Consider the following 24,760-nt stretch of genomic DNA (forward strand, 5'->3'; position numbering starts at 1 on the left):
GAGATGAACGACCAGCGAACAGAGCAGGGCATACGGCAGGAGCAGGCGGACCCCGAGGTCAGGGACGCGGACATCGCGATCGTCGGTCTCGCCTGCCGGTTCCCCGGCGCCGACACTCCCGACAAGTTCTGGCGCGTGCTCAGCGAGGGCCGCGAGACCCTCACCTACTTCTCCGACGAGCAGCTGCGCGAGGCCGGAGTGAGCGAACAACTCCTCGCCGATGAGCGGTATGTGAAAGCCGGTCAGGTGGTGGAGGACGCCGACAAGTTCGACGCCGGGCTCTTCGGCATCACCCGGGACGAGGCGGAGCTGATCGACCCGCAGCAGCGCCAGTTCCTGGAGTGCGCCCTTGAGGCCCTGGAGCAGGCCGGATACGACCCGCAGCGCGACGAACAGCAGATCGGCGTCTACGCGGGCGTCGGCATGAACACCTACCTGCTGCACAATCTCGGCGAGCGCTACCGCACCGCGTCGTCCGTCGACCGCTACCGCATGATGATCACCAACGACAAGGACTTCGTCGCCACCCGCACCTCGTACAAGCTGAACCTGCGGGGCCCGAGCGTCAGCACCAACACCGCCTGCTCGACCTCCCTGGTCGCCGTGCACCTCGCCTGCCTCAGCCTGCTCTCCGGCGACTGCACCATGGCGCTGGCGGGCGCCGCCCACATCCAGGCCGAGCAGGGTGAGGGCTACCTCCACCACGAGGGCATGATCTTCTCGCCCGACGGGCACTGCCGGGCCTTCGACGCCAAGGCCCAGGGCACCGTCATCGGCAACGGCGTCGGCGTCGTGGTCCTCAAGCGCCTGAGCGACGCGCTGGCCGACGGCGACACCGTGCACGCCGTCATCAAGGGCACGGCCGTCAACAACGACGGCTCGGACAAGACCGGATACACCGCGCCGAGCGTGCAGGGACAGGCCGCCGTCGTCGCCGAGGCACAGCAGATCGCCGACTGCGCCCCCGAGACGATCTCGTACGTGGAGACGCACGGCACCGCGACCCCGCTCGGCGACCCCATCGAGATCGCCGCGCTGAACCAGGCGTTCGGCCGCGACGGCGAACCGCTCGCCCAGGCCTCCTGCGCGATCGGCTCCGTCAAGACCAACGTCGGCCACCTGGACACGGCCGCCGGCATGGCGGGCCTGATCAAGACGGTCCTGATGCTGAAGAACCGCACCCTGGTCCCGAGCCTCTACTTCGACTCGCCCAACCCCGAGATCGATTTCGCGGCCGGCCCCTTCTACGTCGGCACCGAGACCAAGGAGTGGCCCGCGGGGCCGACACCGCGCCGGGCCGGCGTCAGCTCCTTCGGCATCGGCGGCACGAACGCCCACGTGATCGTCGAGGAACCCCCCGCGCCGCGCACCGCGCCCGACCCCGACACCCGCCCGCGGCTCCTCGTGCTCTCCGCCCGCACTCCGGCCCTCCTCGATGCCGCGACCGCCGAGCTGGCCCGTCACCTGCGCCAGCACCGCGACCTCGACCTGCCCGCCGTGTCCCACACCCTCGCGGTCGGGCGGCGCGTCCACACCTACCGGCGCGCGCTCGTCGCCACCGGCGTACGGGACGCGGCGCTCGCCCTGGCCCTCGGCGACGAGAGCCGCCTGCTGGCCGGCGACCCCACCGCCGAACAGCCGGTCCTCGAACTGCTCCCCGGCGACGCGCGCGAGCACGCCCCAGGGCACGCCGCCGCGCTGTACGAGGAGAACCCCGCCTTCCGCGCGCACTTCGACCAGTGCGCCGCCGACCTCGGTACGCCGGGCGGCGCCGCCGAACTGCTCGGCGCACGGAGTCCCCTGGCGGCCTTCGCCGTGCAGTACGCCACGCTGCGGACACTGGCCGGCTGGGGCATCCGGACCCCGGTGGTCGCCGCGGACCGCACGGAGCTCCCGGACGCGGCGCTGCGCCTCCTGGAGCGGACCGGCGCCCAGCACGCCGCCGCGCACGGCAGGCCCGCCCTGCCCTTGCTGCCCGAGGCGTCGGCCGTCGGCACGGCATTCCTCCTGGACGTCCTCGGACGGCTGTGGACGGCGGGCCAGGAGGTCGACTGGGCGGCGTTCCACGAGGGCGAGCGGGTGCGCCGGGTGCCGCTCCCCAGCTCCCCCTTCGACCACCAGCGGCACTGGATCGAGCCGCACGACAGCACGGCACCGGCCGCGCGGCCCGCGGTCGAGACCCTGCGGGACCGCTTCGAAGGGCGCACGGACGCGGAGAAGACCGCCCTGCTCACCGGCTTCATCCGGCAGGAGATCGCCGCGGTGCTCGGCGCCCCGGACCCGCGGACCGTGGACCTGGACACCAACCTGTTCGACATGGGCCTGGACTCGCTGATCCTCATCGAGGTCATCGCCAAGCTCGGTGACGAACTCGCCCACCCGGTGCGTTCCTCGGCGTTCGTCGAGTACCCCACGGTGCGTTCGTTCGTGGCCGACCTCTGCGGCGAACTGGGCATCGGCCAGGAGACGGCGGCGGCGCCCGCCCCCGCCGCCGAGGGACGGCTGTCCCGCCGTGCCCAGCGGGCCGCGGCGCGCCGCCCCGGGACGTCGTGACCGCTCGCGCCGTCCGGTGACCGGCCGCCGCCTCCGATGAGCGGTGAGCGAGCCCGCGGGCATCCGCCCGCGGGCTCAGCCGTCCGCGCCGTTTTCGGGGTCCGCGACCCGTGGCGAGAGGCCGTAGTCCAGCTCGGCCCCGTCGACGAGCAGGGCCTCGACGGAGCGCGTCGCGGGGTCGATGTCGGCCTCCATGCCGTCCCCCACGTAGCGGGGGTAGCCGGAGGCGCCGGTCTCGCCGGTGGCCACCACGACGGCCGAACGCAGGGCCCCGCGGGTGTCGCCGGTGGCCGTGCCGTCCCCGGCGAACTCGGGAACCAGCAGAATCTCGTAGCGCTGGGGATCAGTCCTCATGCGACGACGCTAGACAGGAGTGGCGTCCGCCGCATGTTCTCGCCGCCCTGGCGCGGGCCGTCGCGTCCTCCTTTCGGAGGTCACCAGCGTACGGCCGTGAAGTCCACCGGGCGGGGCCGCAGCGTCGCCGTCCGCGCGGTCAACGACCGCATGCGGGCCGCCATTTCGTCGGCCGGCAGGTGCTTGCGGTCACCGTGTCCGGGCAGCAGCCACTCGAAACGGAGCCGTTCGGCCGTGCGGGCCAACGAGGCCGCCAGTTCCTCGATGGAGTACCAGGTGACGCTCTCGGCCACCTCGATGTCGCCCGCCGAACGCGACCAGTAGAAGCTGTCGCCGCTGAAGCAGTACCGCTCGTCGGCGACGTACAGCACGCTGCCCCGGGTGTGGCCCGGCAGCGGATGGGCGAGGACGCCGTCGCCGATCTCGACGCTCTCCGTGGCCCGCAGAACGCGGTCGGCGCCGGGCGCGGCGTCCAGGTCTCCCTCGTGGATCCAGAGCCGGGCCTTGAAGCGGTCGGCGTAGCGGCGGCCATGGGCGGCGTGGTCGCGGTGGGTGAGGAGTACGTCGGTGACGGGACCGATCCGCTCGTACCGGGCGGCCAGCGCTTCGCTCCAGCGCGGGGTGTCGACCATCATCAGCGTCCCCGAAGGGCGGCGCAGGAGGTAGGAGTTGGCGCCCGCGTTACGAGTGGAGTTGTGCCCGCAGAACAGGACCGTGTCGTCGATCGGCAGGGGGTAGGGGTCCCACCGCTCGTCCAGCCGACCGGAGGCGGGCCGGATGGAGCGGGTGTGACAGGCGAACGCGGCGGCGTGGACGCGGCGTTCCTCCGCCGCGTCGCGCGGCTGGCGGAGGAGCTCGGAACGGCCGTCGACCTCATGGATCAGGTCGGGCGCGAGCTGCCGGGCGACGTCGCAGTTCGTGCAGCGATCGTCCACGTACCAACCGGAGGCCGGGGGCTGGGCGGCGGGGGCGTCGTTCACGGTGTGACTCGCTTCCTGCGGGGGAGTGGACCGGGTCTCTCCCACCAGGGGTATCCCGGGGCGGGACCGAAGTGGAAGGGGGTCGCGCCCTTGTTTCCCCGGCCCTGAGCGCCTCTCGCCGAGTGCGGCCAGGTGGAGCGCCATTGGCGCGTGCATGCCAAGCACACGCTCCGGGCGCCCCTCCCTCCTGCCCCTATGTCAGGACGGCACAGGCTCCCTGCCCCACAGCTCGGCCCGGTGCGCCCCGATCAGCGCCCGGACGCGGTCCAGGACCTCCTCGACCGGCAGTGCGTCGACGCGCCGCCCGTCCCGCAGCCGCAGGGCGACACGGCCATCGGCGGCCTCCTTCGCCCCGATGACCAGCTGGTAGGGCACGAGCCGGGCGGCCCGGACACGGGCGCCGAGGCTGCCGTGCTCGGGACCGGCCATCTCTGCGCGCAGCCCGAGCTCGGCACACCGCCGCAAGGTGACCTCCGCTTCCGGGAGTTGGGCCTCGGAGACCGGAAGAACCACCAGCTGGGTGGGTGCGAGCCAGGCGGGGAAGGCGCCGCCGTGCTCCTCGACGAGGTGCGCGACGGCTCTCTCGACGCTGCCGATGACGCTGCGGTGGACCATCACCGGGCGGTGCTTCGCGCCGTCCGCGCCGATGTAGTGCAGGCCGAACCGCTCGGGCTGGTGGAAGTCGACCTGGACGGTGGAGAGGGTCGACTCCCGGCCCGCCCCGTCGGCGACCTGCACGTCGATCTTGGGACCGTAGAACGCGGCCTCACCCTCGACGGCCTCGTACGCCAGGCCGCAGCCGTCGAGTACCTCGGCCAGCAAGGCGGTGGAGCGCCGCCACTTCCCGGGATCGGCGACGTACTTGCCTCCGGGGCCAGGCAGCGAGAGCCGCAGGCGCGCCGGGCGGATGCCGAGCGCCTCGTACGCGCGGCGGATCATCTCCAGAGCGGCCCGCGCCTCGTCGGCGACCTGGTCCAGGGTGCAGAAGATGTGCGCGTCGTTGAGGTGGATGCTCCGTACCCGGTTCAACCCGCCGAGGACGCCGGAGAGTTCGGCGCGGTACATGCCGCCGAGCTCGGCCATGCGCAGCGGAAGCTCGCGGTAGCTGTGGGAGCGGGAACGGTAGATCACCGCATGGTGCGGACACAGGCTCGGCCGCAGCACGATCTGCTCGCCGCCCACGTCCATGGGCGGGAACATGTCGTCGCTGTAGTGCGACCAGTGCCCGGAGATCTCATACAACTCCCGCTTGCCGAGCACCGGCGAGTACACGTGCCGGTATCCGGCCCGCCGTTCGGTGTCCCGGATGTACTCCTCCAGCGCGTGCCGAACGGCGGCGCCGTCCGGCAGCCAGTACGGCAGGCCCGCGCCGATCAGCGGATCGGTGCCGAACAGGCCGAGTTCGCGGCCGAGTCTGCGGTGGTCGTGCATGGTGGTCTCCTCGCGGAAAGCGGGCAAGTGACCCCATGCCGAAGCCCCGGGGCACCTGCCCCGGGGCTTCGGACTGAGACATCGGTCAGCGCGCCGGGACACTCTCCGGCGTCGTCGTCCTCATCGCGGCGCGCTTCATGCGGACGACCGTAACAGGGCTGCCTCTGTCGCGAAATCGATTAATGACGTACGTCGGACGCCGTACGTCACCTGCGCCCGCCCCGCCGCGTCGTACGGCGCCAGCCGAAGGGGCCGGGCAGATCCATCGAGGTCGTACGCCGGCCCGTGCTGCTGTGGGTCCGGCGGGGGCCGTGGTGGCCGCCGGTGGTGAGGGACCAGGAGCGCTTGTTGATGTTCAGACGCACCCCGGGAAGTATCCGGAAACTCTTGCGGAACGTGAGTGGCATGGACTCCTCCTAGCGTCCCGCCACGGGTACCCGACCGGGGCGGCACCTCACGCGCGCGCCGACGTATGCGGCCCCCGAAAGAACCCTCGGCGTAAGGGGGTTGGGGCACCCCGCTACTTGTCGGGCAGGGGGAGCCGCAGACCCTCCCAGAGGCGGCGCGTGTCGGCCGCCGGATCCTCGTGTACGGCGGGCGCGTCATCGCCCAGCCGCATGACGGACCGCCGCTCGCCGTAGGCGGGCCAGGGCGGCAGGGCGCAGCCCGGGGCGTCCGGGCGCCCGGTCCCGGCGAACGAGATCCACGCCTCGCGCATCCGACGGGAGAGGTCCTGCGGGGCGTCGGGGCCGAGGAGCGGGTCACAGAGGTTGCCGAAGACGAAGCCGACGTCCGCCAGGTGGCAGGCGCCCAGAGCGCCGTCCAGGGCGGGCGTGGGCCACGCGAACTCGTACACGTAGGTCCGCGCACCGAGCGCCGCCCGGGCCTCGGCCACCCGGAGTGCGGGGATGCGATAGGCGTGGTCGGTCATGGCCGCGGAGAGCAGGTCGCCGGGGGCGGCGTCCGGACGTGTGGCCGCGTAGACGGCGCGGGCCTTGGCGGGGTCGTCGAGGCCGAGCCCGGCGAGGAGGCCGTGCAGCACGCCGTCCGTGACGCGCGGCGCGATCCCCAGGGGGACGAGGAAGAGACGGAACTCCTCGGTGGTCGTACCCGTGAGGAGATCGATGTCCGCGCCGGTCCCGCCGGCGAGGGCGTCGATGGGCCGCTCGGGCAGGGTGGCCCCGTCCACCACGGGCAGCACCGTGGTGCCGCCGCCCGCCGACTCGCCCCACAGCCCGGGGTCCTCGGCCCGCGCGATCTCCCGGCCGAGCGCGCTGTCGGCGGCGACGAGCCGCTCGGGCGGTACGGCGGCCAGCCCCTCGCGCGTCGGCTCGGCCCCGGCGAGGGCGGCCAGCCGCTCGGTGACGCGCCGTGCGACGCTCTTTGGATGGCTGTGGTGCCCGGCCCCGCTCTGCGTGATCGCACGGCGGAACAGCCCGCGGGCCCGCGGCATGGTCATCAGCGCCGTGATGCTGATGGCGCCCGCGGACTGGCCGAAGACGGTGACGTTGTCCGGGTCGCCGCCGAACCCGGCGATGTTGTCCCGCACCCATTCCAGCGCGGCGATCTGGTCCAGGAGACCGAGGTTGGCCGTGCCGTCGGGCAGCAGCAGGAAACCTTCCGCGCCGAGGCGGTAGTTGAGGGTGACGCACACGACGCCGTCGGCGGCGAGGCGTGTCCCGTCATAGGTGGGCAGGGAACCGGCCCCGTTGCGGAACGCGCCGCCGTGGATCCAGACCATGACCGGCAGCCGCCCTCCGGTACGGCCCGGTGCCGGCGTCCATACGTTGACGCTGAGGCAGTCCTCGCCCGGCTCTCCCGCGTCCGCCAGCAGGCCGGCCATTGCGGGGAGATAGCCCGGCTGGGGCGCGGGCGGACCGGGGCTGAACGCGTCCCTCACCCCCGCCCACGGCTCCGGCGCCTCGGGCGGCCGCAGTCGGCGCGGACCGAAGGGCGGAGCCGCGTAGGGGATGCCCGAGAACGCGGTGACCTCGCCCGCCACGCGGAAGGTGCGTACCGGGCCCGCCGTGGTGGGGACGGTGGTGAACATGGGGTGCCTCGTCACGTCGTCGATCTTCCCGGCCCATCCTCACGGCGGCCCCCGAAACGGACAACTCAATTTCTTCGTCCTGTTTCCTCGTCCTGTGAAAGTGGTCACAAGGCCCGAACTCATGATCGGGGTCGGGTGCCCATCGCGCACCGAGTTCGCGTAAGGTCGCGGGTCGGCCACCCACGGCCGACCCGAACCACACCGTCACCGAACAAGGAGTCGCAGGTCATGCCGGCCAATGACGCCGCCCAGGCGCCGATCTATGAAACCCTCGTCCAGGAGCACGGCGACGTCCTCGCCACGGCTCGCAAGGCCGCGGAGGAGACCCAGCAGACGGCGCAGGACGTACTCGACTTCAGCACCCCGCCCCGCGGGAACGTGCCCGCGGAGCCCGCGTCCTGATCCGGCCCCGGGGCACCGTTTCGCGCCGAGGGCGGCCGATCGGCCAGGATGAGGCCATGGACTACGAGTTCTGGAAAGAGATCCACGACCGCGGCGGCATCCCCGCGGTCAGGAGCGCGCTGGCGGACCTCCCCGAGGACCTGCCCCCGCAGGAGGCGGGGGCCGCGGCCGAGCTGGCCCTGAAGGTCATCGAGGAGGACATCGCCCGCATCAACGCCCGCGCCGACGAGGCGGAGGCGAGGACCCGCGACCTGGCCGAGCAGACCCGAGAGGTGAACCGGCAGCTCACGGAGAACGCCCCCCGCGGCTCGCACGAGGCCTGAGGGGAGCGCCACCCGGGTACGTCGGGCAAGGCGTGCGAAGTACGGCACCGCCGATCGCGGAGCCGGCATACGCGGGCATGGCGGGCGCACGCCGCAGAGCCACATGTTGCGGGCCGGCAGTGCGGCGGGCGGGTCCTATACAACCGGGCCCACCGTCCACGTCGCCCGGCCGAGCGTCCGGGCCCACCGCGCATGTCGCCAGGCCGTACCTCAGGGCTCACCGTGCGCGCCGTTCGGCCGTACCTCAGGGCCCCCGTGCATGCCGTCCGGCCGTACCTCAGGGCCCCGTGCATGCCGCCCGCCAAACGTCCGGGGCCACCGTGCGTGCAGCCTGGCCGTACCTCAGGGCTCACCGTGCATGCCGCCCGGCCGTACAGTCGGACCTCCCCCCGTGCATGCCGCTCGCCGAGCGTCCGGGGCCACCGTGCATGCCGTCCGGCCGGACCTCCGAACCTGCCGTGCGCGCCGCCCGGCCTCACCTCCGGACGCACCGCGTGACCGGGCGGCAGCGGTCGGCCAGGAGCCGGATCTCCGCCCGCGCCACCCCGACCGGACCGCACCGCTTCCGCCGCCGGCAGGGCACCGCCCGGCCCCGGCGGCGAGCCGTCACGTGCGGGCCATGAGCCGTACCATCGCCGTGTCGTACCGCGCCTGGAGCCCCGCGTCCGCCGAGACGCGGAGCAACGCGCCGAGGGCCCGTACCGCGCCGTCGTCGTAGCCGCACGTCTCCGCCTCCAGCGCCGCGCTCTCCAGGCGGCGGATCCCCTCGGTCTCGTCGCCCATGCCCAGCAGGGCCTCCCCGATCGCGGTGAGCAGCAGCACGCGGGCCGCCGCCGACGCCTCCGAAGGGCCTTCGAGGTCCAGCGCGGCGACGGCCGTCTCGTGGGCCGCCTGCCACTCCCTGGCGTCCAGCCGATGCCGGGCGAGATGGCACAGGGCGAGGCGCTCGGTGTGCCGGTCGCCGACGCTGTGCGCGAGCTCCGCCGCCAGCGCGCACCCCTCGGCCGCCTCGTCCGGGCTGCCGAGCGCCGCCTGGGCGAGCGACAGGTTGATCAGCGCGGTCGCCTCGCCGCGCGTGTCCCGTGCCCGCGCGGCGAGCACCGGCGCGGCCTCCAGGTGGACCAGCGCCTCGTCGACGCGGCCCTCCTCGGTCAGCACCCACCCCAGCAGGGCCAGGACCCGCGACTCGGCGCGCGGGTCACCGTCGGCCCGCGCCGCCTCCAACGCCGTACGGAGCAGGGGAGTCCACCCGTCCCGCACCCGCCATACGATCTGCGGCCACATCCCGAGGACGATCCGCCACGTCCTGCCGTGCAGCCCCGCGGAGTCCGCCGCGGCGGCCGCCAGTGTCAGGTCGTCGCGCTCGGCCGCGTACCAGGCCATGGCCCGCTCACGGTCGGCGAACTCCCGCAGGGCCCGCGGCGGGCGGAAGTCCGCGGGCAGGGTGAAGCAGGACTCGTCGCCGGGCTCGGCCGCGTCGGCGGCGGCCAGCGCGGTCGCCACGGTCAGGTCGAGCACGCGCGGCAGGGCCTCCGCCCCGGCATCCAGGTCACGCGCGTACAGCCGTACGAGATCGTGCAGCGTCCAGCGGTCCGGCCCCGCCCGCACGACGAGGTGCGCGGCGGTGAGCTTGTCCAGCGCAGCCTCGGCGGTCGCCGGGTCGGTGTCGGCGAGGGCGGCCGCCGCGTACCGGTCGACGTACACGCCCGGATGGCGCCCGAGGTGGGCGAACTGCCGCGCCGTGTCCGCCGGGAGACGGCGCACCGTGAGCCGCAGCGCGGCGCCCACGCCGGTGTCCTCCACGTCCAGGAGGCTCAACCGACGGGATTCGTCGGACAGTTCGGCGCACATCGCGCTCAGCGGTGACTCCGGCTGGTCCGCGAGCCGCGCGGCGGCCACCCGCAGTGCGAGCGGAAGCCCACCGCACAACTCGGCGAGGCGCCGCGCGGCCACCTCCTCCGCGAGCACCCGCTCCGGGCCGAGCACCGCGGCGAGCAGGGCGGTGCTGTCCTCCGGTTCGAGCACGTCGACGGGTACGGGACGCGCGGCGTCGGAGGCGATCAGGCCGCGCAGCCGGTACCGGCTCGTGACGACGGTGACGCAGCGGGCACCGCCCGGCAGCAACTCCCTGACCTGCTCGGACGCCCGCGCGTTGTCGAGGACGACCAGCAACTGCCGCTCGGCGCACAGGGAGCGGAACAGCGCGGACGCGGCGCCGGCCGACTCCGGTATCCGGCGCGGCGCGACCCCCAGCGCCAGCAGGAACTCACGCAGCACCTCCAGCAGGGCCGGCTCTCCGGTCTCGCTGAAGCCGCGCAGGTCGGCGTAGAGCAGACCGCCGGGAAACTGCTCGCGGTTGCGGTGCGCCCAGTGCGTCACCAGCGCCGTCTTGCCGACGCCCGCGGGCCCGGTGACCAGACAGACGGGCGCTTCACCGGCGGCGGCCCGGGACAGCGCGGTCAGCTCCCCGCCCCGCCCGTGGAAACCTCGGGGCATACGAGGCAGCAGGTCGACCGGCGGCGCGGTGGCCACCGGGGGAGGAGGAGCCGCCGCCATGGCGCTCCTCACCGCAGCCTCCATGCGCTCACCGTCGATCTCACCCGAACCCGAGCCCGAGCCCGAACCCGAGCCCGAACCCGAACCCGAACCCGGGCCACCCGGATCCTCCTCCTCGCCCGTCCCGCGCAACGCGGCCGCGTAGGCGTCGGCCAGCTCCCGGCCGGGGTCGACGCCCAGCTCGTCGGCGAGCAGCCGCCGGGTGCGGTGGAACCAGTCGAGCGCCTCGGTCCGCCGCCCCGCCCGCTGCAGCGCCCTCATCAGCGCTGCCGACAGCGACTCACGCAGCGGATGGACGCCGGCTTCCGCCCGCAGCACGGCGGCGGCCCGCGCGTGCTCGCCCATGCGCGCGTAGGCCCCGGCCAGCGACTCCACGGAGGCCAGCCGCAGCTCCTCCAGCGCCTGGGCGGCGGCTTGCAGCGGCTGACTGGGATACGCGCCGGTCAGCGCGGGCCCCTGCCACAGCGACAACGCCTCCTGATACATGGCCACGGCGTCGGCGGGCACCCGCTGACCGCGGGCCAGCGTCACCAGCTCCTCGAAGCGGTGGGCGTCCAGCAGCGACTCCGGCATCCGCAGGACGTACGCCGTGCCCTGGGTGACGAGTTCGACGCCGAACATCTCGGCCTCGGCGCCCGCGAGCAGCACCCGCAGCCGCGACACATGGCCCTGGATGACACCACGGGCCCGCGCCGGCGGCTCCTGGTCCCACAGCGCGGCCGTCAACTGCTCCACCGGAACGGGATGGTTGGGCCGCAGCAACAGCGCGGCGAGCAGGCTGCGCCGCTTGGCGGGACCGAGCGGCAACACACCGACCTCAGTGGCCACGGAAACCGCTCCGAGCAGCCGGAACTCCACTGGTGCAACTCCTCCTGCGGGAAAAGATCCAGATTACCGGAGCCGTACACGTGTCCCACCGCCGACCGCGGGCGGCCCACCAGGCCCACCAGGCCCACCAGGCCCGGATGAGCGCGGAATGGGCGGTGCGGAAAGGACCGGGATGCGGACGGAAAGGGCAGATTTGTCAGGGTGACTTCGGGGCACACGGATCCCCGTGACCCGTTGATCACCGAGAGGCGACCGGCGGGCACGTGACCGAGTCGTGCGCCGGCCGGGGAAATGCATGCGGGTCCTGGTTCGGTCAGGATTCGAGGAGGGCCACCGCCCCCACATGCCGACGGCCTGCGTCTTTTCCACCAGGAGGACCTCATGCTGGACCACACGCTGCCGCTCCTCGCCCAGGGCTACGCGTGGCTCCCCGACCTCACCCGCCGCAAGGGGCCGGGGCCCGTGCGCACCCGTCTGATGGGCAAGCCCGCCATCGCGCTGCGCGGTCCGGAGGCCGTCCCCTTCTTCTACGACGAGAAGCACGTGCGCCGCCGCGCGGCTCTGCCCGAGCCCGTCCTGAGTACGCTCTTCGGCAAGGGCGCGGTGCACACCCTGGACGGGGAGGAGCACCGTGGGCGCAAGGCCATGTTCGTGTCGGCGCTCAAGGACGCCACCGCGGTCACCGCGTTGGCGGAGCGGGTCGCCGAAGAATGGGAGCGGGCCGGCAAGGAGTGGGCCGACCGGTCCCACGTGACGCTCTTCGACGAGGTGAGCCTCCTGATCACGCGAGCCGTCTGCGCCTGGGCGGGCGTCCCCCTGACGCGGCACCCGGGCGCCGGGCATCCCGACGGTGAGCACCTGCACGCCGAGCATCCTGAGGACCGGCACCCGGACGACGAAGCGCACCGGACCGCACACGACCTCGTGGCCATGGTCGACGGATTCGCCACCGCGGGACCCCGCCACTGGAAGGCGCGGCGCGCCCGCAAGCGGCAGGAGGAGCGGCTCGCCCGCCTGATCGAGGACATCCGGTCGCCCGGCCACGAGGCCTCGCACCCGCCGTCCGTGGCCGAGACCGTGGCCGCCCACCGGGAGGCCGACGGGCGGCTGCTCGACCCCCGCACGGCCGCCGTCGAACTCCTCAACGTCCTGCGCCCGACCGTCGCCGTCACCTGGTTCGCGGTCTTCGGCGCGCACGCGCTGCACCGGCACCCGGACCTGCGCGAGCGGCTGGCCACCGAGGGCGAGGGCTATGCCCGCGCGTTCGCCCATGAGGTGCGGCGCTTCTACCCCTTCGCGCCCTTCGTCGCCGGCCTCGCCCCGAGCGACCTGGACTGGCACGGCGAGCGCATCGCCGAAGGCTCCATGATCCTGCTCGACCTCTACGGGCAGAACCACGACCCGGGGCTGTGGGAGGCGCCGTACACGTTCGACCCCGAGCGGTTCGTCGGCCGCGAACCGGGCCGCGACGAACTCGTCCCCCAGGGCGGCGGCGATGCCTCCGCCGGGCACCGCTGCCCGGGCGAGGACGTCACCCTGGCGGTGCTGACCACGCTGCTGCCGCGCCTCGCGCGGCTCGACTACCGGGTGCCCGAACAGGATCTGCGGATCCCGCTGCACCGGGTGCCGACCAGGCCCCGCAGCGGCTTCGTCATCACGGACGTACGCGCACCCGCCCTGATGAGCCCCGATGAACTCCCTCGATGAGCCGCCCCGATGACCGCCCCGACCGACACCCCGGAAAGAACCGACACCCCGGAAAGAACGGTGTGAAGCCATGGCGCGTGCCGCGCTGTTCGATGTCGACGGAACCCTCGCCGACACCAATCACCTCCATGTGACCACCTGGTGGGAGGCGTTCCGCCAAGCCGGCGAGAACGTCGCCATGCACGACATCCACCACGCCATCGGCCTCGGCTCGACCGACCTCATCGCCCACCTCCTCGGCGACGAACGCGACCGCGGCCTCGACGACGAGATCAGCGCCGCGCACAGCACCCTGTACGCCACGTACTTCGACCGGCTGCCCGCGCTGGAGGGCGCCCGCGAGCTGCTGCACGCCTTCGACGGCCGCGGATGGCGCGTCGTCCTCGCGACCTCGGCGGGCGGCGGGGAACTGGGCGCACTGCGCCGGGCCATCGACGCGGACGACGTGATCGTCGGCATCGCGAGCGCCGACGACGTGTCCTCGGGCAAACCGGCCCCCGACCCCGTGCGGCACGCCCTGGACATCGCGGGATGCGGTCCGGACGAGGCCCTGTTCATCGGCGACACCGTATGGGACATGCGGGCGGCGTCCCGGGCGGGCGTACGGAGCATCGCGCTGCTCTCGGGAGGCATTCCCCGCGGTGATCTGGAGGAGGCCGGCGCCTCGGCCGTGTACGCGAACCCGGCAGACCTGCTGCACCAGTTGGACGCCGAGGTCCCCGCCGGCACGGCATGACCTGACGGAAGAGTCTGACGGGAGAGAAGGAGACCGACCGGCCGCACCCCAATGCGGCCGGTCGGCGAGGCCTGCGTCCACGTGCCGTTCCGACGCTTCGCTCCCCGCGGGGCGTGTGCCCCATGAGCACGGAGATACTCCCCGAGCCGCTTTGCGAGAAGGCTGTTTGGCCACAGGTTCGAAGGGCAGGCGGATAACGTGCTTCGGACCGGAGGCGCGTTCGCGGGAGCGGTGTGTTGCCTCCCGGTGGATGCCTGTCACCGGGGCGCCTCCGATTCTCGCGGTCACTGTTCGGCACCGTTGAGGAGCGAATTTCTGATGCTTACCGACCTGACTGCTTACTCCGCCCGTCGTCGTACGGCGACCCGGCACCCCCACAACGACGCACCTGACACCGCCGAGGAATTCGCCCGCCTCGCCACTCTTGAGGACGGGCCCGAGCGCGAAATCCTGTGCGAAGGACTCGTCGAGGCCTGGCTGCCCATGGCGCACCGGATCGCCGGCCGCTTCCGCAACAAGGGGGAGAGCCTCGAGGATCTCCAGCAGGTCGCCGCGATGGGCCTGGTGAAGGCGGTCAACCGGTACGAGCCCGGACGCGGCGCCTTCGAGAGCTACGCCGTGCCCACCATCACGGGTGAACTGCGGCGGCACTTCCGCGACCGCATGTGGGACGTGCGTGTGCCCCGGCGCGTCCAGGAACTGCGGAACAAGGTCCGTGTCGCGCGCCGCGAGCTGCTCGAACGGCCCGGCAGCGGTTCCGAGCCCGGCATCACCGAGATCGCCGAGCACGCCGGGCTCACCGAGGACGAGGTCAAGGACGGCATGGAGGCCATGGAGGGGTACAGCGCCCTGTCGCTGGACGCCGAGATCTCCTCCGCCGACCCCGACGGCTTCAGCCTCGCCGACACGCTCGGGGCGCCCGACCCCGCGTACGACTGCATCACCGACCGCGAGGCGGCCAAGGCAGGCCTGCGGCAGCTGCCGGAACGTGAGCGGACCATCTTGTACCTGCGCTTCTTCGAGGACATGACGCAGAGCCGGATCGCCGAGGAACTCGGCATCTCGCAGATGCACGTCTCGCGACTGATCAGCCGCAGCTGCGCCCGCGTGCGCGCCGAGGCCGACGCCGGGAACGACGGCGCCGAGCACGCACACGCCGCGTGACCCGCCTGGTCGGCGACCGCTACGCCCGGTTGACGGACGCCCGGATTGGACGGCGTGCCTCCAGGGAACGCGTGTCCCATGTCGCCTGATCACACCCGCGCCCCCGTACTGGAAGCTCTCGCCGAATACCGCGACAAGGGCCGGATCGGCTTCACCCCGCCGGGCCACAAACAAGCCCGCGGCGCCGATCCGGCCGTGCGGGAGGTGCTCGGCGACGCGGTGTTCCACGGCGACCTGCTGGCCTCGGGAGGCCTCGACGACCGGCGCACCCGGGGCGGGGTCCTGGAACGGGCCGAGCACTTGATGGCGGACGCCGTGCACGCCGAGCACACCTTCTTCTCCACGTGCGGCAGTTCGCTCTCGGTCAAGGCGGCCATGCTGTCTATCGCGGGCCCGGGGTCGAAACTGCTCGTCGGCAGGGACGCGCACAAGTCCGTCATCTCCGGGCTGATCCTGTCCGGGATCCAGCCGGTGTGGGTCGAGCCGACGTGGGACGAGAAACGCCATCTCGCCCACGCGCCCGGAGCCGAGGCCTTCGAGGCGGCGTTCGCCGCCCATCCCGACGCGAAGGGCGCGCTGGTCACCAGCCCGACTCCGTACGGTGCCTGCGCCGACCTGAGGAGCGTCGCGGACGTCTGCCACCGTCGGTCGCGGCCGCTCGTCGTGGACGAGGCGTGGGGCGCGCACCTGCCGTTCCACCCCGACCTGCCCTCCTGGGCGATGGACGCGGGCGCCGACGTCTGCGTCACGAGCATCCACAAGATGGGCAGCGGTCTGGAACAGGGCTCCGTCTTCCACCTCCAGGGCGACCTGATCGACCCGGAGGACCTGGAGAACTGCGCGGACCTCCTCGGCACCACCAGCCCTTCCGTCCTGATCTACGCCGGTCTCGACGGCTGGCGGCGCCAGATGGTCCTGCACGGCCACGAGCTGATGGGCCGGGCCCTGGACCTCGCGGCCGAGGCGCGCGCGGCGATCGAGGAGATCGACGGCCTGCACGTCAACGACCGCGTCGACTTCTGCGGACCCGGACTCGCCGCGGACTTCGACCCCCTGCCGGTCGTCATCGAGGTCAGCGGCCTGGGCACCAGCGGATACCGGGCGGCGGACTGGCTGCGCGAGCACCACTGTCTGGACGTGCACCTCAGCGACCACCGCAGGATCAGCGCCCAGATCACCCACGGCGACGACCGCGAGACGACCGGCAGGCTGCTCACGGCCCTACGCGAGCTGGCCCACGCCGCCCCGCGCCTGCGCCCCGCACCGCCGGTGGAGGTCCCCTCCGCCGACGAGCTGCGCATGGAGCAGGCGATCCACCCCCGCGACGCGTTCTTCGGCGTCACCGAGGACGTGCCGGTGACCGAGGCGGTGGGCCGCATCGCCGCGGAGATGATGACCCCGTATCCGCCCGGCATCCCCACGGCACTGCCCGGCGAGCGGCTCACCGAGCCTGTCCTGCGCTATCTCCGCACGGGTGTGGCGGCCGGGATGAACCTCCCCGACGCCAAGGACAGCGAACTGAACACGGTGCGGGTCGTCGTCGAGTAGGCCCCGCCGCACCCACCGAGGACCCGCCCCGAGCACAGAGAACACCGAGGAAACGGAGCACCACTCATGGACCCCATGGACGAGCGCAACCCCCCGTCGCCGGGCCAGAACGGCCCTCCCGTGCCCAGGGACCTGCCGGACCAGCAGGCCTCCGACGAGCCGGACCCCTGGGAGGTGGACGAGAAGGCGTCCACCACAGGCAACAGCGGCGACGACGCGGACGAGGACGTGCCCGACACGGACGAGGCGGGCACCGGCCGACGCGGCTCGGCCGAAGCCGACGCCTCACCCACCGAAGACCCGCAGCCGCAAGAGCCCACCGCCTGAGAGCAGCCCTTCAGGCGTACGCGCTTCCCCCGACGCCGGGCCGCGCGCCACGCTCGCCGTGCCGCGCGGCCCGTCATCGGCGACGCTGGTAGGACGCGTACGCCGGTGGAGGAGACCGGCGGCCGGAGGTGCCGATGGAGCCCGTGGAGGCGCTGGAACGGATCGCCTTTCTGCTGGAGCGCGGCCGCGCCCCGACCTACCGTGTGCGGGCCTTCCGCACCGCGGCGGCGGTCATCGGGGCCCTGCCCGACGGCGAGGCCGCGCGGCGCGCCGCCGACGGGACGCTGGAGTCGCTCAAGGGGGTCGGGCCGAAGACCGCCGACGTCGTCCGCGAGGCGCTCGCCGGTGGCGTGCCCGGCTATCTCGAACGGCTCGAAGGCGAGGCGGGGGACCCGCTCGCCGAAGGCGGCGCCGAGCTGCGGGCGCTGCTGCGCGGCGACTGCCACCTGCACTCCGACTGGTCCGACGGCGGCAGCCCCATCGAGGAGATGGGCCGGGCCGCACAGGCGCTCGGCCACGAGTGGGCGGTGCTCACCGACCACTCGCCGAGGCTCACCATCGCCCGCGGACTCTCCCCGGAGCGGCTGCGCGAGCAACTGGACGTCGTGGCCGACCTCAACACCCGCTGGGCGCCCTTCCGGCTGCTCACCGGCATCGAGTGCGACATCCTCGACGACGGCTCCCTCGACCAGGAACCGGAACTGCTCGACCGACTGGACGTGGTCGTCGTCTCCGTGCACTCCAAACTGCGCATGGACGCCGCCGCGATGACCCGCCGCATGGTCGCCGCCGTCAGCGACCCCCGGGCCGACATCCTCGGCCACTGCACCGGCCGGCTCGTCACCGGACGCGGCAGGCCCGAGTCGACGTTCGACGCCGACGAGGTGTTCGCCGCGTGTGCGGCGGCGGGCACGGCGGTGGAGATCAACAGCCGTCCCGAGCGCCTCGATCCGCCGCGCAGGCTGCTGCGCCGCGCCGTGGACGCGGGGGCCCTGTTCTCCGTGGACACCGACGCGCACGCCCCGGGCCAGCTGGACTGGCAGATCTTCGGGTGCGCACGGGCCGAGGAGTGCGGTGTCCCCGCCGAGCGCGTCGTGACCACCTGGACGGCGGAGGAGCTGCTGGCCTGGACCCGCGAGAGCCGGGGGAGAGCCACCTCCTGACGACGCGCCGACGCGCGGCCGCTACAGGGCCCCTTCGGCGGCCGCGAGCACCCGGTCCGGCGTGAGCGGCAGTTCGCGCAGCCGTACGCCCGTCGCGTGGTGCACCGCGTTGCCGATCGCCGCGGGCGTCCCGACGACGCCGATCTCACCGATCCCCTTGCTGCCCATGGGGTTCAGGTGGGGGTCGTCCTCGTCGATCCAGTGCGCCTCGATCGCGGGCACGTCCGCGTGGGCAGGCACGTGGTAGGAGGCGAGGTCGGACTCCGCGAAGTCACCGAACGCCTTGTCCATCGTGCTGTGTTCGGTGAGCGCCATCCCCAGCCCCATGGTCATCCCGCCGATGAACTGGGAGCGCGCCGTACGGGCGTTGAGGATGCGCCCGGCCGCGTACACACCCAGCAGGCGGCGCACACGCACCTCGCCGGTCACCATGTCGACACCGACCTCGGCGAAATGCGCGCCGAACGCGTGGCGCGCGTAATCGCTGTCCGCGTCCGCGGTGCCCGCAGTGTCGGCGCTGGCGCCCACTCCCTCCGGTGGCAACTGCTGCCCGTGCTGCCCCGAGAGGCGCTCGGCCAGCCGCGTACACGCCTCGTGGACGGCCCAGCCCCAAGAGGCGGTGCCGGAGGAGCCGCCGGCCAGCGGCGCGTTCGGCAGGTCGCTGCTGCCGATGTCGGCCCGCACCCGCTCCACCGGCACGCCGAGCGCGTCCGCGGCGACCTGCGCGAGGACGGTGCGCGCACCCGTACCGATGTCGGTGGCGTTGACGCGGACCACGAAGCTGCCGTCCGGGTAGGCGTGCGCGCTCGCCCGGGACGGCGCGGCGAGCACGGGATACGTGGCGCAGGCGACGCCGCTGCCGATCAGGACGGGTCCCTCGGCGCGCGAGCGGGGCCGCGGATCGCGCGTCGACCAGCCGAAACGGCGGGCTCCTTCGCGCAGGCACTCGGCGAGGTGCCGGCTGCTGAAGGGCTTGGAGCTGTCGGGTTCCTCGCGGGTGTCGTTGCGCAGCCGCAGCTCGACGGGGTCGAGGTCGAGACGGACGGCGAGCTCGTCCATCGCCGACTCGAGCGCGTACATGCCGGGCGCCTCACCGGGCGCCCGCATCCAGGAGGGGCTCGGCACGTCGAGCGGCACGACCCGGTGCGTCGTGCGGGCGTGCGGCGAGGGGTACATGACGCGGGTGGCGGCGGCCGCCGTCTCGACGAACTCCTTGACGCGCGAGGTGTGCGAGGTCACCTCGTGGATCACGGAGACCAGCGTGCCGTCCGGCCGCGCGCCAAGCCGCAGCCGCTGGATCGTCGGCGAGCGGTGGCCCACCACGGTCGCCAACTGCCGCCTGGGCAGGGAGAGTTTCACGGGGCGCCCGGTCGTGCGCGCGGCCATGGCGGCGAGTACGACGTGCGGCCGGGGTGTGCCCTTGGAACCGAAGCCGCCGCCGACGTGTTCGGAGACGACCGTGATCCGCTCCTCGGGCAGCGCGAACATGCCCGCCAGGGCATCGCGCACGGTGGTCGCGCCCTGGCTGGAGTCGTACACGGTCAGCCGCCCGTCGTCCCAGCGGGCGGTCGCCGCGTGCGGCTCCATGGGGTGGTTGTGCAACGGCGGTACGCGGTAGACGACGTCGACCTGGGCGGGCGCGGAGGAGAACGCGTCGTCGGCGTCACCGCGGACGTGCTCGCCCGAGGTGCCGTCGGAGTCCTCGGGCACGTACGCGTCGGCGTGGCCGGCGGTCAGCGTGACGTCGTGCGGCTCCTCGGCGTAGGTGACCTCGACGGCGGCGGCGCCTTCGCGGGCCGCCTCCAGCGTCTCGGCGACCACCAGGGCGACGTACCAGCCGCGGTGGGGCACATGCGCGTCCTGGAGCACGGCGAGGGTCGCGTCCTCCGGCTCGACCAGGCGCGGCGCGTTCAGATGGCTGAGGACGTCGATGACTCCGGGCAGGGCGAGGGCCGCCGTGTCGTCGATGGCGGTGATCTCACCGCGCGCCACCGTGGCGGGGACCGGCCAGGCGTACGCGCATCCGTCGGGTGTGTGCTCGGCGGCGTACCGGGCGGCCCCGGTGACCTTGGCGGGGCCTTCCCTGCGCTCGGCGGGTGCCCCGAGAGCGCTGACGCTGGTGGTGTCCGGCATGAGGTGTTCTCCCTGGAGGGCGGAGGAGGGGCGGGGGCCGAGTCAGGAAGCCGGGGGTCTGCCGGCCAGGCGCCGCAGGACGTCACACGCGAGATTGCGGGCCAGCGGCACCTTGAACGCGTTGTCCCGCAGCGGCTCGGCCGCGTCGAGTTCGGCCTCGACGGCCTGCCGGAACGCCTCCTCGCTCGGCGCGCCGCCCAGCAGCGCCCGCTCGGCCCGCCGCGCGCGCCAGGGCCGGTGCGCCAGGCCGCCGAACGCGATCCGCACCTCCCGTACGACGGAATCCTCGACGTCCAGGACCACGGCCACGGAGGCGAGCGCGAACGCGTACGAGGCGCGGTCACGGGCCTTGCGGTAGGCGGAGGGCAGACCCGCGGTCACCGGCGGGAGCAGGACGCCGGTGATCAGTTCGCCGTGCGTGATCTCGGTGTCCAGGTCGGGACGGCCGCCGGGCAGCCGGTGGAACTCCGCCGCGGGGACGCTCCGCCGGCCGCCCGGCCCGTACAGCTCCACCTGGGCGTCGAGCGCGGCGAGCGCGACCGCCATGTCGGAGGGGTGCGTGGCGATGCACTGCGGCGAGTGACCGAGGACCGCGTGGTCGCGGTGGACACCGTCCCGGGCCCCGCAGCCGGTGCCCGGCTCACGCTTGTTGCACGGCTTGCCGAGGTCCTGGAAGTAGGGGCAGCGGGTGCGCTGGAGGAGGTTGCCGCCCGTGGTCGCCATGTTGCGCAGCTGGCCCGACGCGCCCGCGAGCAGCGCCTGGGACAGCACCGGATAGCGCTCGCGCACCAGCGGGTGGGCGGCGAGGTCGCTGTTGCGCACCGTCGCCCCGACGCGCACGGACCCGTCGCGCAGCTCCTCGACCGCGTCCAGGGGCAGGGCGCTCACGTCGATCAGTGTCCGGGGGCTCTCCACGCCCAGCTTCATCAGGTCGACGAGATTCGTGCCGCCGCCGAGGTAGCGGGAGGTGGTCCTGCCCGCGTGCGCCGCGGCCGCCTCATCGACGCTGTGGGCGCGTACGTACATGAAGGGCTTCACCGGGTCACGTCCTCCACGGCTTCGACGATGTGCGGATAGGCGCCGCAGCGGCACAGGTTGCCGCTGAGACGCTCCCGGATCTCGTCCCTGGTCAGTTCCACGGGGGAGCCCGCGGGCGCCTGCGGGTCCGTGACGTGCGAGGGATGGCCCGCCTCGGCCTCCGCGACGGCGCCCACGGCCGAACAGATCTGCCCCGGGGTGCAGTATCCGCACTGGAAGGCGTCACGCTCCACGAAGGCCCGCTGGAGAGGATGCGTTTGTGCACCGTCGGCCGGGCGCAGACCTTCGACGGTCGTGACGTCGCACCCCTCCTGCGCCACGGCGAGCAGCAGACAGCTGTTCGCCCGGCGCCCGTCGACGAGGACGGTGCAGGCACCGCACTGGCCGTGGTCGCAGCCCTTCTTGGCGCCGGTCAGACCCAGCTGCTCGCGCAGGACGTCCAGCAGCGTCGAGCGGTGGTCGACGGTGACGCGGCAGGGCCTGCCGTTCACCGTCAGGGGCACTTCCGAGTGGAACGCTTCGGTTCCCATGAGACTCTGCTCCCTCGTCCTCCGTGGTCCGTGCGGTGACCGCTTATCCAGCCTGGGGCAGGACACACGTTCCGGCATGCGGAGAGGGCCGGATGCCCGCACCCGGCGCCTCGGCGAAACTGGGGGAGAAGCATGGGTGAGCAGTGGCCCCGACCGCCGAAAAGGAGAACCGCATGCCCCTCAGCGTGGAAGAGCGCGAACAGTTCCTGGCCGAACCCCACATCGGTGCGCTGGCCGTGGCCGCGGGCGAAGGACGGGCGCCACTCACTCTTCCGATCTGGTACCAGTACGCCCCCGGCGGCGAGCTGTGGGTGATGACCGGCCGCGACTCCAAGAAGGGCCGCCTGATCGCCGCCGCGGGCCGCTTCTCCCTGATGGTCGACCGCGTGGAGCCCACCGTCCGCTACGTCTCCGTCGAAGGCCCCGTGGTACGCACCGAGGACGCCACCGCCGAGCGACTGCGGGAGCTGGCCGCCCGCTACCTCCCGGCCGACAAGGTGGACGCGTACGTGGAGTTCGCCGCCAGGGAGCACGGCGAACAGGCGGTCTACCACCTGCGCCCGGAGCACTGGTACTCCTCGGACCTGGGCTCGGTCTGACGCCGGCGGCAATGCGGGTCGTCAGCCGCCCTGACCGGTGATGTCGACCATCCAGGTGATGCCGAAGCGGTCCGTACACATGCCGAAGACGTCGCCCCACATCTGCTTCTCCAGCGGCACGCTCACCGAGGCCCCGGCGGACAGCTTCTCCCAGTACCCGCGCAGTTCGGCGTCGTCGTCGCCGCTCAGGCTCACCGAGATGTTGTTGCCCGGCCTGTGGTCGTCCGACGGGGTGTCGGCGCACATCAGGGTGAAGCCGCCAGGGGTCTCCAGCATGCCGTGCATGATCTTGTCGGCCAGCGGGCTGTCCTGCTGGCCGAACTCGGCATAGGTGTTCAGCGCCAGGGTGCCGCCGAACACCTCCTTGTAGAACTCCAGCGCCTGCCGGGCGTCACCGGCGAAGGAGATGTAGGGGTTGAGGCGCGAGGTCATGCATCCTCCCGGGAGCAGGGTCATGGACCGGATATGCCGGATGTATCGGACTCCGAGGAAGTTAGCGCAGGCCACTGGCAAGGGCCTGCGCACGCGCCCACCCGGGCGGCGAACGGCTTTCCCGGTTCCGCCGGACGGTCACCGGCGGCGGAAAACGGCCGGCAGCACGTGTGGGCGTCCCGGGGGCGGGCAGGCGTCCGGTGCAGGGGTGACAACCTGACGGGCGCCGCCGATGGTCAGTGGGCGGCGCCACCTGTGAGCTGAGCGGCCGCGCCTTGGTGGGACAGGGAGCGGCCACTCACGCGATTCACCCGGTTACCGGGCGTCGCATATCCGGTCGCGCCTGGGCAGCTTGCCCGTGGCCAGGTAGTCGTTCACCTGCCCGTCCACGCAGGCGTTGCCGTAGTCGCCGTAGACACCGTGCTGATTGGCCCCGGGCACGGTGATCAGCCGGGAGCGCGACCACTGCTTCCGCACCTGCCGCGCCCCGGAGTACGTGGTCCGGGTGTCACCCGTGGCGTTGACCAGGAGCGCGGGCACGTCGTTGTCGACCACGGTCGGCGCCTCGGCGGGGCGGTCCCAGAACTCGCACGCCGTGATGTTGTGCGTCAGGGGACTCGAGAAGGGAGCCGTGCCCCGGTCGGCCTGAATGGCGCGCCAGTAGCTCTCGGTCCCGCGCCGGGTCGCGACGTCCCCGCAGAGTATGGCCGCCTGCGCACTGCCCTGGTGCGACCCTGCCTCGGTCGTCGTGGACGCAAGCATCCCCGCCAGCCAGGGCTTCGGCGTCACTCGCTCACGGTCGGCCGCCCGCGCGAGGGTGCGGGTCGCGGTGGCCAGCTCGGCCCGGGCCGCGTCGAGGTCGCTCCCGAGACCCCCGAAGAAGACGATCGGCAGGAAGTATTCGTCGACGCGGAACTTCCCGACCCGCAGGGGCTTCTCGGCCGCGGCCTCCTCGATCCGGTCCACCGTGGCCAGCACGGCCTCAGGGGTGCGGCCGAGGCCGTACGTCTCGTGGCGCGCCGAGGCCCAGGCCGCCCAGTCGCCGAGGGCCCGTTCGTTGGCCGAGGTGGAGTCCGCCAGGAGCGTCTGGCTGTACCTGGCGGGGTCGATGACTCCGTCGAGCACCATGCGGTCGGTGCGGCCGGGGAACAGCTCGGTGAAGACCTGGCCGAGGTAACTGCCGTAGGAGAAACCGAAGTACGAGATCCGCTTCTCGCCCAGCACGGCCCTGACGACATCCATGTCACGGGCGGTGTTACGGGTGGTGACGTACGGCAGTACGTCACCGTTGGTGCGCCGGCACCGCTCGGCGAGGTCGCGCCCACGGGTGACCGACCGCTTGAAGCCCGCCCGGTCCCGGCCCGCCGAGAAGATTGTCGAGCCGACGTCCCAGCCGCAGTCCAGCGGCGTGGAACGGCCGACGAACCGCGGATCCACGCCGATCAGGTCGAACTTGCCGGCGGTCTTGCCCATGAACCGGGCCATGCCGGGCGGCATTTCGAGGCTCGGCCCGCCGGGGCCGCCGTTGTTGAGCAGCATCGCGCCGACACGGTGCGCGGGATCGGTGGCGCGCAGGCGGGAGATGGCGACGGTGATGGTCCGGCCGCCCGGATCGGAGTAGTCGAGGGGCACGGTGATGTCGGCACACCGGGCGCCCGCGGCGTCGAGCTTCTGTCCGGCGGTGTCATCGGGGCCGAGGGAGCAGTCCTGCCAGTCGACGGCCTGGTCGTAGTACCGGCCGAGCGGCTCGGCCGTGGACGAGGCCGCCGCGGGCAGCGTCCCCGCCCCGACGGCCAGCATCGCCGCGGCGGCGACGACGACGCGTAAACACACGTTGATTCTCATGCACCGCACGCTAGGCGCGGCGCCACCCCCGGCTCACTGCGGTCCGCCCCCGAATCGTCCC

21 protein-coding genes are annotated in these 24,760 nt (G+C 73.1%); 10 read left to right on the plus strand and 11 right to left on the minus strand.

The genetic code is table 11. The annotated features are described in order from the left end of the window. Positions 1 to 3 precede the first annotated feature (3 nt). Positions 4 to 2,553, plus strand: a complete 2,550-nt coding sequence (locus KKZ08_RS37435) for a beta-ketoacyl synthase N-terminal-like domain-containing protein (protein WP_223778674.1) — start codon at positions 4 to 6, stop codon at positions 2,551 to 2,553. Positions 2,554 to 2,628: 75 nt separating this feature from the next. Here the strand turns inward: KKZ08_RS37435 and KKZ08_RS37440 are convergent, their stop codons facing one another. From KKZ08_RS37440 to KKZ08_RS37460, 5 genes are all read right to left on the minus strand, one after another. Next, on the minus strand, positions 2,629 to 2,907 hold the full coding sequence (locus KKZ08_RS37440; protein WP_223778675.1) for a hypothetical protein: 279 nt from the start codon (positions 2,905 to 2,907) through the stop codon (positions 2,629 to 2,631). Positions 2,908 to 2,987: 80 nt separating this feature from the next. Next, positions 2,988 to 3,887 (minus strand): MBL fold metallo-hydrolase, encoded by a 900-nt coding sequence (locus KKZ08_RS37445; protein ID WP_223778676.1) that lies wholly within the window; start codon positions 3,885 to 3,887, stop codon positions 2,988 to 2,990. Positions 3,888 to 4,085: 198 nt separating this feature from the next. Further along, positions 4,086 to 5,345, minus strand: a complete 1,260-nt coding sequence (gene thrS / locus KKZ08_RS37450) for a threonine--tRNA ligase (protein ID WP_346657909.1) — start codon at positions 5,343 to 5,345, stop codon at positions 4,086 to 4,088. 179 nt (positions 5,346 to 5,524) lie between these two features. Beyond that, positions 5,525 to 5,725 carry a DUF4236 domain-containing protein gene (locus tag KKZ08_RS37455; protein ID WP_223778678.1) on the minus strand — a complete coding sequence of 67 codons (201 nt, stop codon included), beginning with the start codon at positions 5,723 to 5,725 and terminating at the stop codon, positions 5,525 to 5,527. A 113-nt stretch (positions 5,726 to 5,838) separates the two neighbouring features. Beyond that, positions 5,839 to 7,383, minus strand: a complete 1,545-nt coding sequence (locus KKZ08_RS37460; RefSeq protein WP_223778679.1) for a carboxylesterase family protein — start codon at positions 7,381 to 7,383, stop codon at positions 5,839 to 5,841. A gap of 213 nt (positions 7,384 to 7,596) precedes the next feature. Between KKZ08_RS37460 and KKZ08_RS37465 the strand changes: the two genes are divergently transcribed. Together KKZ08_RS37465 and KKZ08_RS37470 are read left to right on the plus strand one after the other, a co-directional pair. Further along, complete coding sequence (locus KKZ08_RS37465; protein WP_223778680.1) at positions 7,597 to 7,770, plus strand: hypothetical protein; 174 nt, start codon at positions 7,597 to 7,599, stop codon at positions 7,768 to 7,770. 56 nt (positions 7,771 to 7,826) lie between these two features. Further along, positions 7,827 to 8,093 carry a hypothetical protein gene (locus KKZ08_RS37470; protein WP_223778681.1) on the plus strand — a complete coding sequence of 89 codons (267 nt, stop codon included), beginning with the start codon at positions 7,827 to 7,829 and terminating at the stop codon, positions 8,091 to 8,093. Between the two features lie 606 nt (positions 8,094 to 8,699). On the opposite strand, the gene KKZ08_RS37475 is transcribed toward KKZ08_RS37470, so the two are convergent. Then, complete coding sequence (locus tag KKZ08_RS37475) at positions 8,700 to 11,507, minus strand: BTAD domain-containing putative transcriptional regulator (RefSeq protein WP_223778682.1); 2,808 nt, start codon at positions 11,505 to 11,507, stop codon at positions 8,700 to 8,702. A gap of 351 nt (positions 11,508 to 11,858) precedes the next feature. Here KKZ08_RS37475 and KKZ08_RS37480 point away from each other — a divergent pair, with 351 nt between their 5' ends. From KKZ08_RS37480 to KKZ08_RS37505, 6 genes are all read left to right on the plus strand, one after another. Then, positions 11,859 to 13,184: a cytochrome P450 gene (locus KKZ08_RS37480; protein ID WP_223778683.1), complete on the plus strand. Its 1,326-nt coding sequence runs from the start codon at positions 11,859 to 11,861 to the stop codon at positions 13,182 to 13,184. A gap of 70 nt (positions 13,185 to 13,254) precedes the next feature. Beyond that, a complete protein-coding gene (locus tag KKZ08_RS37485) occupies positions 13,255 to 13,920 on the plus strand; it encodes an HAD family hydrolase (protein WP_223778684.1) in 666 nt (221 codons plus the stop codon). A 318-nt stretch (positions 13,921 to 14,238) separates the two neighbouring features. Beyond that, complete coding sequence (locus tag KKZ08_RS37490) at positions 14,239 to 15,084, plus strand: SigB/SigF/SigG family RNA polymerase sigma factor (RefSeq protein ID WP_223778685.1); 846 nt, start codon at positions 14,239 to 14,241, stop codon at positions 15,082 to 15,084. 78 nt (positions 15,085 to 15,162) lie between these two features. Continuing rightward, entirely contained in the window at positions 15,163 to 16,632 is a 1,470-nt protein-coding gene (locus KKZ08_RS37495) for an aminotransferase class I/II-fold pyridoxal phosphate-dependent enzyme (protein WP_223778686.1), read from the plus strand. Between the two features lie 66 nt (positions 16,633 to 16,698). Further along, the gene (locus tag KKZ08_RS37500) at positions 16,699 to 16,959 is read left to right on the plus strand and encodes a hypothetical protein (RefSeq protein ID WP_320588850.1); all 261 of its coding nucleotides are present in this window, start codon (positions 16,699 to 16,701) and stop codon (positions 16,957 to 16,959) included. A gap of 134 nt (positions 16,960 to 17,093) precedes the next feature. Next, positions 17,094 to 18,122 (plus strand): PHP domain-containing protein, encoded by a 1,029-nt coding sequence (locus KKZ08_RS37505; protein ID WP_223778687.1) that lies wholly within the window; start codon positions 17,094 to 17,096, stop codon positions 18,120 to 18,122. A gap of 21 nt (positions 18,123 to 18,143) precedes the next feature. Here the strand turns inward: KKZ08_RS37505 and KKZ08_RS37510 are convergent, their stop codons facing one another. From KKZ08_RS37510 to KKZ08_RS37520, 3 genes are read right to left on the minus strand one after another with little or no spacing between them, the layout of a single operon-like run. Next, positions 18,144 to 20,255, minus strand: coding sequence for a xanthine dehydrogenase family protein molybdopterin-binding subunit (locus tag KKZ08_RS37510; protein ID WP_223778688.1), 2,112 nt, complete (start codon positions 20,253 to 20,255; stop codon positions 18,144 to 18,146). Positions 20,256 to 20,297: 42 nt separating this feature from the next. Further along, the gene (locus KKZ08_RS37515) at positions 20,298 to 21,293 is read right to left on the minus strand and encodes a xanthine dehydrogenase family protein subunit M (protein ID WP_223778689.1); all 996 of its coding nucleotides are present in this window, start codon (positions 21,291 to 21,293) and stop codon (positions 20,298 to 20,300) included. Then, positions 21,290 to 21,823 carry a 2Fe-2S iron-sulfur cluster-binding protein gene (locus KKZ08_RS37520; RefSeq protein ID WP_223778690.1) on the minus strand — a complete coding sequence of 178 codons (534 nt, stop codon included), beginning with the start codon at positions 21,821 to 21,823 and terminating at the stop codon, positions 21,290 to 21,292. The genes KKZ08_RS37515 and KKZ08_RS37520 overlap by 4 nt, the downstream gene beginning before the upstream one ends. Before the next feature lie 173 nt (positions 21,824 to 21,996). On the opposite strand from KKZ08_RS37520, the gene KKZ08_RS37525 reads away from it, so the two are divergent. Next, positions 21,997 to 22,422, plus strand: coding sequence for a pyridoxamine 5'-phosphate oxidase family protein (locus KKZ08_RS37525; RefSeq protein WP_223778691.1), 426 nt, complete (start codon positions 21,997 to 21,999; stop codon positions 22,420 to 22,422). 21 nt (positions 22,423 to 22,443) lie between these two features. Here the strand turns inward: KKZ08_RS37525 and KKZ08_RS37530 are convergent, their stop codons facing one another. Both KKZ08_RS37530 and KKZ08_RS37535 read right to left on the minus strand, forming a co-directional pair. Further along, positions 22,444 to 22,854, minus strand: coding sequence for a VOC family protein (locus tag KKZ08_RS37530; protein WP_223778692.1), 411 nt, complete (start codon positions 22,852 to 22,854; stop codon positions 22,444 to 22,446). Positions 22,855 to 23,169: 315 nt separating this feature from the next. After that, positions 23,170 to 24,699, minus strand: coding sequence for an alpha/beta hydrolase (locus tag KKZ08_RS37535; RefSeq protein WP_223778693.1), 1,530 nt, complete (start codon positions 24,697 to 24,699; stop codon positions 23,170 to 23,172). Between the last annotated feature and the right edge of the window lie 61 nt (positions 24,700 to 24,760).

The sequence above is a fragment of the Streptomyces sp. 135 genome (assembly GCF_020026305.1).
Taxonomy (GTDB): Bacteria; Actinomycetota; Actinomycetes; order Streptomycetales; family Streptomycetaceae; genus Streptomyces.

What these genes read in the sequence shown, in the direction of transcription:
- KKZ08_RS37435 (WP_223778674.1), top strand. Translation starts at nt 4, where the DNA reads ATGAACGACCAGCGAACAGAGCAGGGCATACGGCAGGAGCAGGCGGAC.
- KKZ08_RS37440 (WP_223778675.1), bottom strand. Translation starts at nt 2,907, where the DNA reads ATGAGGACTGATCCCCAGCGCTACGAGATTCTGCTGGTTCCCGAGTTC.
- KKZ08_RS37455 (WP_223778678.1), bottom strand. Translation starts at nt 5,725, where the DNA reads ATGCCACTCACGTTCCGCAAGAGTTTCCGGATACTTCCCGGGGTGCGT.
- KKZ08_RS37465 (WP_223778680.1), top strand. Translation starts at nt 7,597, where the DNA reads ATGCCGGCCAATGACGCCGCCCAGGCGCCGATCTATGAAACCCTCGTC.
- KKZ08_RS37470 (WP_223778681.1), top strand. Translation starts at nt 7,827, where the DNA reads ATGGACTACGAGTTCTGGAAAGAGATCCACGACCGCGGCGGCATCCCC.
- KKZ08_RS37480 (WP_223778683.1), top strand. Translation starts at nt 11,859, where the DNA reads ATGCTGGACCACACGCTGCCGCTCCTCGCCCAGGGCTACGCGTGGCTC.
- KKZ08_RS37485 (WP_223778684.1), top strand. Translation starts at nt 13,255, where the DNA reads ATGGCGCGTGCCGCGCTGTTCGATGTCGACGGAACCCTCGCCGACACC.
- KKZ08_RS37490 (WP_223778685.1), top strand. Translation starts at nt 14,239, where the DNA reads ATGCTTACCGACCTGACTGCTTACTCCGCCCGTCGTCGTACGGCGACC.
- KKZ08_RS37495 (WP_223778686.1), top strand. Translation starts at nt 15,163, where the DNA reads ATGTCGCCTGATCACACCCGCGCCCCCGTACTGGAAGCTCTCGCCGAA.
- KKZ08_RS37500 (WP_320588850.1), top strand. Translation starts at nt 16,699, where the DNA reads ATGGACCCCATGGACGAGCGCAACCCCCCGTCGCCGGGCCAGAACGGC.
- KKZ08_RS37505 (WP_223778687.1), top strand. Translation starts at nt 17,094, where the DNA reads ATGGAGCCCGTGGAGGCGCTGGAACGGATCGCCTTTCTGCTGGAGCGC.
- KKZ08_RS37510 (WP_223778688.1), bottom strand. Translation starts at nt 20,255, where the DNA reads ATGCCGGACACCACCAGCGTCAGCGCTCTCGGGGCACCCGCCGAGCGC.
- KKZ08_RS37520 (WP_223778690.1), bottom strand. Translation starts at nt 21,823, where the DNA reads ATGGGAACCGAAGCGTTCCACTCGGAAGTGCCCCTGACGGTGAACGGC.
- KKZ08_RS37525 (WP_223778691.1), top strand. Translation starts at nt 21,997, where the DNA reads ATGCCCCTCAGCGTGGAAGAGCGCGAACAGTTCCTGGCCGAACCCCAC.
- KKZ08_RS37530 (WP_223778692.1), bottom strand. Translation starts at nt 22,854, where the DNA reads ATGACCTCGCGCCTCAACCCCTACATCTCCTTCGCCGGTGACGCCCGG.
- KKZ08_RS37535 (WP_223778693.1), bottom strand. Translation starts at nt 24,699, where the DNA reads ATGAGAATCAACGTGTGTTTACGCGTCGTCGTCGCCGCCGCGGCGATG.